The following is a 13,700-nucleotide window of genomic DNA, read 5'->3' as shown; positions in this document are numbered from 1 at the left end:
AATTGGCAGATGCAGACACGCAAGCTCTTAAACTGGTGGCAAACACTAACACCCCTAGCACGATTTTTGGCAATCGCTCTGTTCGCTCCACTGCTAGTACTCAACGGTTGGGCGATTTCAGCAATTTTTCATTACTTTCACTCGCTGATTGTCATTTTAGTCGGAGCATCAGTGTTAGCGTTTCTGCTTAACTACCCTGTAAGCTGGATGGTGCGTCAAGGTGCGAAGCGAGAGCAAGTTGCTATCTTAGTCTTTTTACTCGCTTTATCGATTTTGCTGGCATTGGGTGTCACCCTCATCCCGTTAGCTCTAACCCAGGCTCAGCAACTGGTGGCTCGCATACCGGATTTGATTGATTCTGGGCGATCGCAGCTGATGATGCTCAACGAGAAAGCGGAAAGCCTTGGCTTACCGATTAACCTTGATGCTCTGGTTGTACAAATTAACGACCGCGTTAAAGGACAATTGCAGGCGATCGCCGGACAAGTTTTGAATCTGGCTGTCGTCACATTCACCAGCCTGCTGGACTTTGTTTTGACAATGGTGTTGACTTTCTTTCTCTTACAGCATGGGGATGAACTTTGGCAGAGTTTGGTAGATTGGCTACCTGCTAAATTTCGCGAGCCTTTTACTCAAACAATACGCCTTAGCTTTCAAAATTTCTTTATCACCCAACTGATTTTAGCTACCTGTATGGCATCAGCTCTCATTCCCACCTTTTTGTGGCTGAAAGTCCCATTCGGTCTGCTATTTGGCTTAACTATTGGCATCATGGCTCTTGTTCCCTATGGAGGGACTGTGGGTATTGCCACAACGACCTTACTGGTGGCGCTGCAAGATGTTTGGATGGGGGCAAGGGTGTTAATTGCAGCCGTCATTGTGCAGCAAATTCTGGAAAACATTATTGGTCCCCGCATTTTAGGGACTTTTACGGGTTTAAATCCAGTTTGGGCACTCGTTTCGGTTTTGACAGGTGCTAGGATTGGTGGGCTTTTGGGTGTCATTGTGGCGGTACCCAGCGCTGTTGTCATTAAAACTGCTTTAAGTGCCTTGCGTCCTTCTGCTTCCAGTCATAACGTTGAAGTGGTTTCTGAAGGAAGTGGAGAATCTTCTTACAAGACCCAAACTGATGGCACTACTGAAGCCCATTCTGTTGAGGTAGCTGCACCGATTGTCTCAGAAACATCGCCTCCAAATACTCAAGCCAACCGTTCTGAGGTGAATCCTTCTAAGACAGTGGCTCCACAATTGAACCCATAAACAAAATGCTTCCGGTCTGATTATCTCGAATTGTACAGAAGAAAGGACGGTCAACAATCATCCGGAATGGCTCTTGTGGTGGTAGTTGAGCTGACACTGGCATTATTGCCACAGAAGTGGCAGCAGCAGCTTCTGTACCTTCTTCATTTACCTCAACAAAAGTTTTATGCTTGACCTCGCTCATTTTTAAATTTTTGCCCATGAGCGAAAAATTGGCTGTATTGCTAAAAGCTTCGCCCATACCTAAAGCTGTAAGGGCATCATTCAGCGTTACGTCATAGTCCATTTTAAAGCGAGGCAAGCGAACAAATCCTTCGTGTTTGCTGAACTGAGTCATCCAATTTTCCCAGTTCTGTGCATTCAAGTTTTGATAAAAGCTTTTTAGGCTAGAGTTCTGTTTGGGTAAGAAAATATAGAAGCTAATCTTATCACCTTGACCATAAGGTAAACTCACTGCCTGAAATTGTTTATTTTCATAGTATCTATAGTCACCTGATTGTGACATCATTGAGTGTTGTTTTTGCTTACCTGAGGTGAGGTAAAATGGATATTCTGCTGTTTGCTGTTTGTCGAATTCATTTGTCCAGCTACCTTTAAAATAGATGGCATTAATGAGAAATAAAACTTCGTTAGGTTCTATTTTTTCAACTATTTTATTAATTTTTCCGCTTGTATTTTCATTAACCCATTCATTGATGATGTTTAGCGCATCTGCATCTGTAAAGTTTAAATTGGTAACTCTAGCTGTATAAAAATCTCTATTTGTTTGCAAAAAATCTGGATTAAAGCTGGCGTCTTTATTTGCCCAAAGCGAATTAGCAATCGTGAGTTGCACTTTGGGGTCTGGGTTTTCTAATAGTTTTTTGAGCACCGCGTTAGAGGAGTTGATTTGTTGCAAATTCAACCCCTGTAACTCCAGAGCTTTAGTCATTGCTTCTTTTGTGCTGCCACTAGCACCGTTGTAGGTCATCGCAAGGGCAATTGCTACACTAGAAGGTGAAACAAAAATGTTCTTGCCATCGTCGTTTTTCAAAACTTCTGAAAACAGTTTAAAGCCAAACTTAGTGTTAGCAGCAACAAGTTTACTCTCAGGATTTGATACTTGTTTTGATATAGAAGATTCTGAGCGAGGTAGACGCGATTGGGCAAATGCACTCGTGCTAGTATTAACTTGAGAGCATCCTATAACACCCATAAGGACAACGCTAGCAGCAGCCAAAACGTAACGTCTTCCCAAACGAACACCGTAACGTCTTTGCAGGAAACTTTCCCGAGCATTGCTAAATTTCTGCTTCATGTTACCACCATTATCGCCAAAGTCTTTGTCTTGACTATGGCATCTCAAATGACATAATCACTGAGCGGTTACAGTTTTAGCAACAGTGATTGTACAGTTTTGGACTTTATTTTGGTAACTAGTCATCAGTATGATTAGTCAATAAGTATTAATTACAAAGATTAAGAATTGGTAACTGTCTTACGTTCTTCGTCTTTGCCCAGTTTCCCAACTCCCCATCTCCAATTACTTAGCGGGTGCAGTCCACCAAGCTAAAGCATAAGGCTGAGTTGCTTCATTTACCTTCTTTTGAAACTGAACACGGATTTTGTAATGACCACTAGCAGGAACGGGACAGAAAATATGTTCTACACTATCAACATCACTAATTGAGGAACATACAGCGTCAGCATTTCCATCTTGATCATCGGCTTTGACTAAATAAAGGTCGAGGTTGTTTAAGCCGCGATTGCGAAAATCTTCTCCTGCGTCAAACTGACCATTTTTATTCTTGTCGTTTAGCTCTACCAACCTATCCCAATTTAGGGTGATGGCAACAAAACTCCCCTGTTGTAAAGGTTTTGCTAACTCGTATTCTACAGATGCCTCTGCATTGACTGTGCGATAATCCCAACCAATGGCTGGTACAGTGCGGGCTGGATTCCATTGAAGGGCGCTAAATTGTTGATATGCGCGAAATGCGTTCAAATGACCAGATCCCATTTGGGCATCCAAGGGAATTTTTGGGTCTTTGTATGCATCAGAAGCTAGCCAGTCTTGACTTAGTTTATCAATGAGCGTGCGCGTCATTCCCAAGCGCAAACCCTCGCCATTATCTTGGATTTTATCTGCTGAATTCAGCAGTATTGCTTTCATCACTTCATGTCTGCGAGAATCTATGCTCCAGTTGGGTTGTTTTGTCCGCAGCTGTCTATCACCGAACTCCTGCAAAAGGGCTACAGTAGACGTTACTTGAGGTGCTGCAAAACTCGTACCTGTAACTTTGTTGTTTTTCCCATCTGGATTAAGCAAGGGAATGTTATTTCCGGGTGCAACTATACTAATAGCACGACGCGGACCAAGATTAATCTCCTTTCCGGCTAGCCGAGTCGCCATTCCTTCACTCACAGCAGCCAAATTAGAAACGTCAACTTTATTAAAAATTCCTCCTCGACGGGATGAAAAAGCCACGTTCATTCCATTAAAATTGTCTGTAGGTATGGGAATACCACCTTTTCCCTGGTTGCCTGCAATTATGTATAGAGTCTTGTGAACGCGACTAGACCAGTCAATACATAAAGTGAGTAAGGCATTGCCATCTAAAACAGGCTCTGGTCTTGGGTCACGGTTTAAAGGTTCGCCAAAGCTAAAGTTAATTGCGCGGACATCTCCCCCATTTTGTAGCGCTATATGCTGTGCGGACAAACACTCTTCTGGCTGACCTAAGCTTTTACCAGAACCCACAGCAGACGAGTACAATCGCGCTCTTGGGGCAATTCCTGGAAAAGCTTTATCTGTACTAATCATGATACTAGCTACATTGTAGGCGTGGGGGTCAACCCCGCTATTTGACTTAGCAGCTCTATTGCGAAGGAATACTCCTGCTATAGATACTGTGTGATTTTTAGAGACTGCTTTATCCAAGCCGAACTTACCTGGACGCCCAATCTCTACCTGACCAATGGCAATCTTACGACCGATTAAATTATATGGAGGTTGGTGTAGCCTAAGAGCATCAATACCATTAGTTCCAAAAGGAGATTCCATCGCAGCAAATACTGGCACACTCAAGCAGGAAGCACTTAATCCCCAAATGATCCAAGTTTGTTTGTTCGCCATAGTCAGTTATGAGTTGTCAGTTATTAGTAATTAGTAGTTAGTAGTTGGTTGTAGAAACGCTTTCATGAAAGCGTGTCTGTACATATGTTAGTTAATTGTCATAAAGTACTACTAACCACTAACCAATCCCACTTTCAAAAAGCGCTTATCAAACAGATGAGCGCTTGCTCAAGTTTTGTTACAATACTTACAGACCAGGACGCTTAAAAACCCACTAGCCATGACCCAAACGCTATCTAAAAAGCCCATTGTAGTAGCTCCATCCATCCTATCAGCAGATTTTAGTCGTCTAGGAGATGAAGTTCGTGCTGTAGACAAGGCAGGCGCAGATTGGATTCACGTAGATGTAATGGACGGTCGTTTTGTACCTAATATTACGATAGGTCCTTTGGTTGTGGAGGCTATTCGTCCAGTGACGGAAAAACCTCTGGATGTCCACTTGATGATTGTGGAGCCAGAAAAGTACGTAGAGGATTTTGCAAAGGCAGGAGCAGATCACATCTATGTTCATGCCGAACACAATGCTTCTCCCCACCTGCACCGCACATTAGGGCAAATCAAAGAGCTTGGTAAAAAAGCGGGAGTGGTACTTAACCCCGGTAGCCCTCTGGAGCTTATTGATTATGTCCTGGAACTGTGCGACCTAGTGTTGATTATGAGCGTCAACCCCGGTTTTGGTGGTCAAAGCTTTATTCCTGAAGTTGTGCCAAAAATCCGCAAGCTGCGTCAAATGTGCGATGAACGTGGTCTTGATCCTTGGATTGAAGTGGATGGGGGACTGAAGGCAAATAACACTTGGCAGGTTTTGGAAGTTGGGGCAAATGCGATTGTAGCTGGTTCAGCTGTGTTTAAGGCTAAGGATTATGCTGAAGCAATAGAGGGTATTCGTAACAGCAAGCGTCCTACTCCGCAACTGGCAACAGCGTAAACTCTTGTCTGTAGAGACGTTGTAGTGGAGACGTGCTATGGCGAGCCAGCGCTCTTGGTAGGGTTTCCCTGATGCCGATGGCGTCACGTCTCTACACCTATAGAATGGTCGATGGTATTAATTCTAACAGCTTAAAACACGCAAAGAGGGGAAAACATCCATTTGCGTTCCCCCATCATGTCAATTACGCGCCCAACGGGTTCCCTTCCAAATACTGATAAACAAAGTCCCTGCAACCAAAGCACCAAGATTCCATTTTGCAGAAGTTTTAATCAAATTAATACCTCTAAGAGATTGAGTTGCTTCTGCTTGATTCTTTATCTGTTCCTTAGCTTTCGAGACTTCTGATAATAATTGATTTTTTAATTCATCAGGATTTTTGCCATCAACTTGGCGACCTTGGCTCTTGAGAAAGTTCCCTATCTGTTCTGGTGAGGCTTTACTCACCTGCTGTTCCAATTGTTCAGCCTGAGAAACTTGTTGAGTAGATACAGTTTTAATCTGAGCTACACTTTGGTTATTTAATCGAACGGTGTTAGTCAGTCCTAAAGGTATCAGTAGAAAAAACAATATTCCAAATAATAAAGTCAGCCAAGATAAAAATTTTAAAATAGGGAGTTCCCATTGGGTTCGCGAATGTAGCTCTCCAAAAAATACTAGCACTAGACCAATTAAAGGCACTGGTACCCGTTCAACGAGCGCCCCTATTGTTTGAAATTCCCAAGCAGGGTTCATAAAGTTGGGTGGCACAAACAACTCAATGATGTCGAATAATGCCAATAACAACAGACCATAACCTAGCACTCGCATAATTGTAATCGAACTTTGCTGACTAAAGGCAAACTGCTGTAGTTCTTGAACCACGGGATTGAATCTATCGCCACTTGATTTAGTCATTTTGCTAATAAAATAGAATAGAAAGAGTGTACAAAAATTTAATGTTTTGGAAAGCGAGGTTGCCACCATTGATACCAAGAAAACCAAGCAGTTTCTAAAACTTGGTACGCAGCTTCAGGAGAAGAACTCTTTAAGGGAATTGATAAATGTGCCCAAAGGCAGCGCTTGTCTTTGAGACTTTCCTGACCCAATAACCAAGACAGTAGCCGTTGAGGGTGCAGGTCAGAAAAATACTGGTTTTGGTTAAACTGTTTTAGAGTAAATGTACTGCTACCTTGAGAGTTAATACAGGCACTTAAATAAGCTCGCTGCTTGCTAACTCCAAGACCGTAATAGCCTACTCCTTCTCGCTGACGCACATTAGCAGAGGATGAAATGGAAGTGTATTCTCTAAAAAGTCTCTCACCATCTCCATCTGTTAAATAACGCATTTCGATATCTAGAAATAAGTCGTTTCTAAGGTATCGATAATGCTTTTGGGCAAAGAGTTCAGTATGCTCTTTTGTTGGCTTTGCCAAAAGACGACTCATACTAAACTGCCACTGTGGTAACGATACTTTTTCAGGGAAAACAAACGGGGTATTTGTACGTTTGTCTTTTATAGGGAACAACACCACATTTCCCAATGCTAAAACGACGCTACTAAAAGTTAGAGCCAGAAGCGGTACACGGAATTGTTTCCAAATAGTCACCTTGACGACTCCGTAGCATCTTTACTTCTTAATTCAGTCTTTTCAACTAAAAACCAGCAGAAAAATCCAAAAAATAAGACAGCAATTAGCGAAAATATTAGTGAACCATCTCCTTCATGCCAGTATTTAAATGCTTCCATCTGTCCTTGTGCTACCAAGATAGCCATCAGAGCAACTCGTACCCCATTAACAATAAACCCCAAAGTAGCAGCTATTATCGGCACAATAATTTTTTGCTTCCCATTCTGAGGAAACATTAAGAGAAAAAGTAGAGATAAGCTCAACATTTGAAAAATAAGTTCTAACCCTGAACAGGCAGGATAAACTTCTACGCTCCCTGAAGGAAGAGAAATTATAACTCCATTTCGAGCAACTTCAGAACCTGTATACCAAAGAATCAAAGTGGAAAATTTAGCAGTAAAGAGGGATATATCAATGAGCGACAAGGGTAATACTTTAGGTAAGCTGATAGAAGACAGGACCAGTAATTCACCCCTATATTGCTTTAAGCCCTTAAAGCCAGACGCCAGCACCGCCAGCCCAAAGGCAAAAATCGCTGGTGAAAGATACAGAAAACCACCTAGACTTGTTAGAGATATACTCTTTATAAGTAACAGCGCAATAATTGATAGACCAAAAAAGCTGGAGAAAATACCACTTTCTAGATTTAAACTGTGGCGCTTTTCCCAGACTAGAGAAGATATAGCTGCCCAAAATAGAAAACTCATACCTAAAAGGCTGGTATTGTCCGCTTTCCAGGTTAGAGTCAAATGAATGGCAATGAAGCTTGCTCCTATTGCTAATAGCCAGAATTGGGGATATTTGAGTCGTGAGACTGAGGTGAGGTGGGAAGCTTTCATGAAATGATGTCTCTAGCTGCCATCCAGGGGTTTATAACCCCTGGCTAATAATGATATGGGGTAGGATTTAGATTCTACCTATGTAGTTTTAGGAGACTTTTGCAGTATCTTCTTGTTGCTTGTTGTACTTACGGCGCAAAGCTGCACCGACGCCACCAGCTGCTAATGAGCCTAATACGGTCAGGGGTTCTGGAACAGGATTAGGGTCAGGCTTAACTGGATCTGTCTTAGTACCACTGTCAGTATCGGCAACATATTCTAGGCTACCTGTAAATCCGTTGTTCCAGTTTAATGTCAGTTCACCAAACAGGTCACCCACTGAAATATCAATTGGTGTGGAGTAGTCGAAGGAATCAGGACTTTGTCCAGATATTACAGAAAAAGTTTTACCCAGAGCCGACCCAGATGTACCTTCATTATTATCAAAGGTTGTATCAAAGATTGTGTTCCCTGAAATGGCATTAATGGTCAAGGAGGTAATAGCTTGATTAGCGGTTAGTGTCCAAGATTGAGTAAATGTATCACCTGATTGACTTAAAGACCAGTTTGTACCGGTTGTTCCGCCTGCTCCCGATCCTGTAGCATTCCAAATCGCTGTCTGCGATCCTCCATCAAGGAAATTGGCTGTTACCTGCATACCAGCCATCTGGTTTCCAGAAGTTTGAAAGCCCGTTAGTGTAGTTGCTTGCGCTGGGGCTGCAGCTGTTCCCAAACCAAGTACAGCCACCCCCAGTATAGAGGTTGATAATTTGTTCCAAACAGAGGTAGTTACAGCAACATTCTTTGCCTTAGAACAAGCCTTGCGTACCTTTCTTCTAACCTGAAATCTAGTCATTGAACTCACTCCTATAAATAGGTAAAGGTTGCGGTAGATTTACCCTGGAGTGAGATTCGCTAGTACCTCAAAATATTTGTATGTAAAAAACACTACGGCAGGCTACAAAATAACCTGTCGCACCTCTCGTAAATAGAAACACCAATAAGAATGATGTCTACTCTTAAACTGCTCTCATTTTTGAGGCACTAGCAATGTTTTCAGTAAAGCTTCTGAGGAAGCATAGTGATAAGTGTTACTTTTTAGATAAGCAAAATCAACTACTTTTATTGGTCTTTATGCAAATTTTAAATTCATCTACTTTATAAGTATATATTCTCAAGTACCAAAAGTTAGATTTTATAATGCTTCCATATAGATTATCCGCATCGCTTAGTGTAAAAATTTCGTAAATTTATTGCTGAATAAAGATAATTTTTTAGTTATTTTTATTGCAAGTTTTGATACTTGTAGAAAGGAGTCATGAAAAAGGTGGGCGAATAGCCCACCCCAAAAATCTAAGAACCCAACACTCAACTCAACACTTATCGGTGGTGACTACCCAACCACTTAGCTGCTGCAACTCCTAAAACAGCTGCGACAACAGGATTGCTGAGAAACTTGATAATACCAGGTTGCTCTGCCAACACTTCACGGAAAATGTCGGGATGGTTGTGATAAGCAAAGGACGCAAGTTTGCTAACATCATCAGCGCTCATCCGACCTGGGACATGGGTGGAGAGACCAAGTTGTTGCTCTAGATGGCGATCGTCTAGTCCTCTTTGCTTGAAGTGCTTGAAGAAGGCGCGGGCGACATCATCCCGTTCATTAGGCTTAATTTGAGCGATCGCCTTTTGCAATTCTGGCTCCATTTGGTTAGCAGGAATATTGTCATGATGCAAAGACCGACCAAACAACTGACGACGTTCTTCGTGTGTTGAACGTTGAGCAAAATCGTCAAAATTGTCGTACTGTGTTGTTGAAGCGGCGGTTGTCTCATCTAGAGATTCAACATTTCCTTGAGCCAAATCATTCATAATTTGACGTCTGTATTGGTCGCTACTACTCACTTTTCTTATCTCCTTTTTCTCGTCAAAATTTTCAAATCAACTGGCTGCGCTCAAACTTTTGATGCAAATTCAGCTTTTAAGTGTACTGAACTTGTTTTGTTTGCACATCATACTGAGTTGTCAAAATCAGTTTTTTGTCTGGCGCATATACCAAAACTGTTAAGTCTTGATTGGGAAAATTCTTGTGAAAACCTTCTACCAGTGATTTTGCTAAGGCGCGAACATCGCTAGGAGGAACTTTCGAGGAAATGACAACGCCTAATTTATTGTTGTCACGCACAAATGCATCTGTAATTAATCCCTGGGATGCTTGCACAACCCAGTTACCAAAGCTTTGTCCTGCTTGGCTATTACCTCGCTGTAATTCTCCGGCGATATCTCGACTAATAACTGGTGGGTTGGTTGTGCGGTTAGCTTGTGTTGCGGTACCACCACTACAAGCAGTAGTTAATGTTAGGACTAAAATCAAGACACATGTTGCCAAGATCTTACGGCTCTGCTGAAGCAGACTCATGTTTATTACCTCCAAAAAATACTTTAAAAACCTACTTAAATAGAAGGTTTATTTAGGTTAATTAAGCCTATATTGTGTAAATGTTTAGGTAAGTGATTTAGTAAGGACATTCTTTACTTTAGCAATTTGCATTTAATTGTGAAGTCCTGTGTTAAAAAACAAAGTCCGCGTAAGCGGACTTGATTGAACCCGCGCTTTTATAATACGCGTTTACATTAGCTGCTAATTTTAACTAACCTTTAGGTATTTTTTTAAAGAAATTCCCCTGTAACAAATACCTAAAATTTCAGCAGCAAGACCCAATTCTAGTCAAGCTTTTTCTTGACGTTATCTTTTACGTCTTCAATACCGTGACGAACTTCGCTTTCAGCTTGCTTTGCTTGACCTTCAGTTTTATCTTCTGGATCGCCAGTGATATTTCCTGCTGCTTCTTGAGCTTTACCTTCAATGTTTTTAGCAGTAGCTTTTGCACGATCTTCTAAGCTCATTTTGACCTCCCTATTTCTCGGAATTTTCTTTCAAAGTCAATTTATAACTTTGAAATTCTTTGTTATCACTCATACAACTTAGCTTAATATTTTTGCTAGAGCCTTCCACCTCAAGGTATATTAGTCGCCTATGCTAAAAGAGTGAGAAGAAATCGCTCATAACGACTTCCTTCCCGCTATTTAATTATTTAAAAATGCTGAGTCGAAGCGCGATCGCTAATATGCATTACGGACAATTCATAACGCATCCTACTTTTTCATAAAAAAAACCGGTTGTAGATAACCGGGTTGATTAATGTTATTTGTAAAACTTTTTGTCTAATCAAGAAAACCCATCAGACCTTCAGAATCGTCGATAACATTGGATGCAACTGGGCGATTGCCCATGATAGAGTATGTTTCAGAAATGACGAGATCACTTGAAGCGATTGGACGATCTCCAGACACATGAATAGTGTCAACAACGTGGAATGTGTTTGCAGTAATGGGACGCATACCCATGACATTCTGAGTTTCTACAACTTGTAAATGACTGGAGGTGACTGGACGTATCCCAGCGATCGCTAGTGTATCACTGACTTCCAGTTTACTTGGCGATTCTAACGGCACGGGCTGTTCACCATTTTGCTCAACCTTATCGGTTTTCATTTTTTGACCCTGATTATTTTCCACTGTCTTTTCTCCCTTGTGCTTCAAACTCTTTTGCCGAGGACTCATTGCTTTACCAGAGCTGCTTACGCTCATATCCTCTTACCTCAAGGTATTGTTAATTAATTTTACAATATTCTGGTAAAGTTAAATTTTTCCTTAATATTCAAGTTGAATTTTCAATAAAGCTTATATAGAGTTGAGTATAATGGTCTTTGAAAGTTTTAGATATATAAAAAACTTTTGTAAAGTTTAATAAATAAATATTGCCAATGTAGATCAGGTGCAATGGGAATAAATCATTCCCAACTGTGTAGCACACCTAGTTATCGCATTCGCTACCATAAAATATGGTACTTCCAGTGAAATTGTATGACAAAATTTTGTCTTCAAGCTCCCTTTCAACCAACAGGTGATCAGCCACAAGCGATCGCCCAACTTGTTGCGAGTGTAAATATTGGTCATCAGTACCAAACTTTACTGGGAGCTACGGGAACCGGGAAGACTTTTACTATAGCATCAGTGATTGAAAAAGTAGGGAAACCGACTCTAGTCCTGGCTCATAACAAAACTCTCGCTGCACAACTTTGTAATGAGTTACGAGACTTCTTTCCTCATAATGCAGTTGAGTATTTCGTCAGCTACTACGATTACTATCAGCCGGAAGCATATATTCCTGTCACCGATACATATATAGAAAAAACCGCTTCGATTAACGATGAAATTGATATGTTGCGACACTCAGCGACGCGATCGCTCTTTGAACGGCGCGATGTTATCGTTGTTGCATCTATTAGTTGCATCTACGGTTTGGGTATTCCCTCAGAATACCTTAAAGCTGCCATTCCCTTTCAAGTAGGGATGGAGGTAAACCAACGGGAAATACTGAAAGATTTGGTATCAGTTCAGTATGGTCGCAATGATGTAGAATTGGGTCGTGGACGTTTTCGCGTCCGGGGTGATGTGTTGGAAATTGGTCCAGCGTATGAAGACCGAATTATCCGCGTGGAGTTTTTTGGTGATGAAATTGACGCGATTCGCTACGTTGACCCTGTGACAGGTGAAATCATCAAGAGTGTGGAAGCGGTGAATGTTTACCCCGCACGTCACTTCGTCACTCCAGAAGAAAGGCTAGAGGTGGCTTGTGATGATATAGCAGCAGAACTCAAAGAGCGAAAAGCACAATTAGAAGAAGCTGGGAAATTACTTGAAGCACAACGCATAGACCAACGGACACGCTATGATTTGGAAATGTTACGCGAGGTGGGTTATTGCAACGGCGTGGAAAACTATTCTCGCCACCTCGCAGGACGCTATGCAGGCGAACCACCGGAGTGTTTGATTGATTATTTTCCCAAAGATTGGCTGTTGGTCATAGACGAATCTCACGTGACCGTACCGCAAATACGCGGGATGTATAACGGCGACCAAGCACGGAAAAAAGTGTTAATTGAGCATGGATTTCGTCTTCCCAGTGCGGCTGATAACCGTCCATTGAAGGCAGAGGAATTTTGGACAAAGGCAAATCAGTGTATTTTCGTTTCCGCAACCCCAGGAAATTGGGAACTCGAAGTTTCTGAAGGTCATGTGGCGGAACAAATCATTAGACCAACTGGAGTCATTGACCCAGAAATCATTGTACGTCCTACAGAAGGGCAAATTGATGATTTGTTAGGCGAAATTAAAGACCGAGTTGACCGCCAAGAGCGTGTGCTTATTACAACACTCACCAAGCGCATGGCAGAAGATTTAACCGAATATCTGCAAGACAATAGTATTCGGGTGAGATATCTGCATTCCGAGATTAATTCGATTGAGCGAATCGAGATTTTACAGGATTTGCGCGATGGGAACTTTGATGTGTTAGTTGGCGTGAACTTGCTGCGCGAAGGGTTAGATTTACCGGAAGTTTCTCTCGTGGCGATTTTGGATGCTGATAAAGAAGGCTTTTTGCGTGCAGAACGTTCTCTGATTCAAACGATTGGGAGAGCAGCGCGTCATGTGCGGGGACAAGCAATTATGTATGCTGATAACCTAACAAATAGTATGATTAAAGCCATGGAAGAAACCGAGAGGCGTCGCAACATTCAAACGGCTTACAACCGGATGCACGGAATTACACCGCAACCGATTGTGAAGAAGAAATCGAGTAATGCGATTTTGTCTTTCTTAGAAGTGTCGCGGCGATTAAATGCAACTGAGTTAGATACAGTTGACCAACACATAGATGAATTGCCTTTGGAAGAGATTCCAGGGTTGATTACCCAACTGGAAGCGCAGATGAAAGAAGCAGCGAAAAAACTGGAGTTTGAGGAGGCGGCGAAATTGCGCGATCGCATTAAGCATCTGCGGGATAAATTGGTGGGACGCTCATAAGCTTTTCCATAATATGTGCGTTATATTCGTCCGGTTTT

Annotated in this window: 13 protein-coding genes; 3 read left to right on the top strand and 10 right to left on the bottom strand. The window is 41.9% G+C overall.

Annotated elements, in window-relative coordinates; all coding sequences use genetic code 11:
• Positions 1-9 precede the first annotated feature (9 nt).
• On the top strand, positions 10-1,260 hold the full coding sequence (locus MAS10914_RS0111510; RefSeq protein ID WP_017316084.1) for an AI-2E family transporter: 1,251 nt from the start codon (positions 10-12) through the stop codon (positions 1,258-1,260).
• On the opposite strand, the gene MAS10914_RS0111505 is transcribed toward MAS10914_RS0111510, so the two are convergent.
• A complete protein-coding gene (locus tag MAS10914_RS0111505; RefSeq protein ID WP_017316083.1) occupies positions 1,229-2,557 on the bottom strand; it encodes a serpin family protein in 1,329 nt (442 codons plus the stop codon). The genes MAS10914_RS0111510 and MAS10914_RS0111505 overlap by 32 nt on opposite strands.
• A gap of 225 nt (positions 2,558-2,782) precedes the next feature.
• Positions 2,783-4,375, bottom strand: coding sequence for a S8 family serine peptidase (locus tag MAS10914_RS0111500; RefSeq protein ID WP_017316082.1), 1,593 nt, complete (start codon positions 4,373-4,375; stop codon positions 2,783-2,785).
• Between the two features lie 220 nt (positions 4,376-4,595).
• On the opposite strand from MAS10914_RS0111500, the gene rpe reads away from it, so the two are divergent.
• Positions 4,596-5,303: a ribulose-phosphate 3-epimerase gene (gene rpe, locus MAS10914_RS0111495; RefSeq protein ID WP_017316081.1), complete on the top strand. Its 708-nt coding sequence runs from the start codon at positions 4,596-4,598 to the stop codon at positions 5,301-5,303.
• A 180-nt stretch (positions 5,304-5,483) separates the two neighbouring features.
• On the opposite strand, the gene hpsJ-A is transcribed toward rpe, so the two are convergent.
• The 8 genes from hpsJ-A to MAS10914_RS0111455 form a co-directional block, all read right to left on the bottom strand.
• A complete protein-coding gene (hpsJ-A, locus tag MAS10914_RS0111490) occupies positions 5,484-6,200 on the bottom strand; it encodes an HpsJ-like protein, cyanoexosortase A-associated (RefSeq protein WP_017316080.1) in 717 nt (238 codons plus the stop codon).
• A gap of 38 nt (positions 6,201-6,238) precedes the next feature.
• The gene (locus MAS10914_RS0111485; RefSeq protein ID WP_017316079.1) at positions 6,239-6,892 is read right to left on the bottom strand and encodes a cyanoexosortase A system-associated protein; all 654 of its coding nucleotides are present in this window, start codon (positions 6,890-6,892) and stop codon (positions 6,239-6,241) included.
• Positions 6,889-7,752, bottom strand: a complete 864-nt coding sequence (crtA, locus tag MAS10914_RS0111480) for a cyanoexosortase A (RefSeq protein WP_017316078.1) — start codon at positions 7,750-7,752, stop codon at positions 6,889-6,891. Before crtA ends, MAS10914_RS0111485 begins: the two co-directional genes overlap by 4 nt.
• A gap of 88 nt (positions 7,753-7,840) precedes the next feature.
• Positions 7,841-8,587, bottom strand: coding sequence for a PEP-CTERM sorting domain-containing protein (locus MAS10914_RS0111475; RefSeq protein WP_017316077.1), 747 nt, complete (start codon positions 8,585-8,587; stop codon positions 7,841-7,843).
• A 524-nt stretch (positions 8,588-9,111) separates the two neighbouring features.
• Positions 9,112-9,636, bottom strand: coding sequence for a hypothetical protein (locus tag MAS10914_RS0111470; RefSeq protein WP_026082498.1), 525 nt, complete (start codon positions 9,634-9,636; stop codon positions 9,112-9,114).
• A gap of 76 nt (positions 9,637-9,712) precedes the next feature.
• The gene (locus MAS10914_RS0111465) at positions 9,713-10,150 is read right to left on the bottom strand and encodes a hypothetical protein (RefSeq protein ID WP_017316075.1); all 438 of its coding nucleotides are present in this window, start codon (positions 10,148-10,150) and stop codon (positions 9,713-9,715) included.
• Positions 10,151-10,455: 305 nt separating this feature from the next.
• Positions 10,456-10,638: a CsbD family protein gene (locus MAS10914_RS0111460; RefSeq protein ID WP_017316074.1), complete on the bottom strand. Its 183-nt coding sequence runs from the start codon at positions 10,636-10,638 to the stop codon at positions 10,456-10,458.
• 318 nt (positions 10,639-10,956) lie between these two features.
• On the bottom strand, positions 10,957-11,382 hold the full coding sequence (locus MAS10914_RS0111455) for a hypothetical protein (RefSeq protein ID WP_017316073.1): 426 nt from the start codon (positions 11,380-11,382) through the stop codon (positions 10,957-10,959).
• Positions 11,383-11,658: 276 nt separating this feature from the next.
• Between MAS10914_RS0111455 and uvrB the strand changes: the two genes are divergently transcribed.
• Positions 11,659-13,662 carry an excinuclease ABC subunit UvrB gene (uvrB, locus tag MAS10914_RS0111450; RefSeq protein ID WP_017316072.1) on the top strand — a complete coding sequence of 668 codons (2,004 nt, stop codon included), beginning with the start codon at positions 11,659-11,661 and terminating at the stop codon, positions 13,660-13,662.
• Positions 13,663-13,700 lie beyond the last annotated feature (38 nt).

It is taken from the genome of Mastigocladopsis repens PCC 10914 (assembly GCF_000315565.1).
Lineage (GTDB): Bacteria > Cyanobacteriota > Cyanobacteriia > Cyanobacteriales > Nostocaceae > Mastigocladopsis > Mastigocladopsis repens.
Note: the sequence above shows the minus strand (reverse complement) of the source record. Positions and strands in the feature narration are given on the sequence as shown.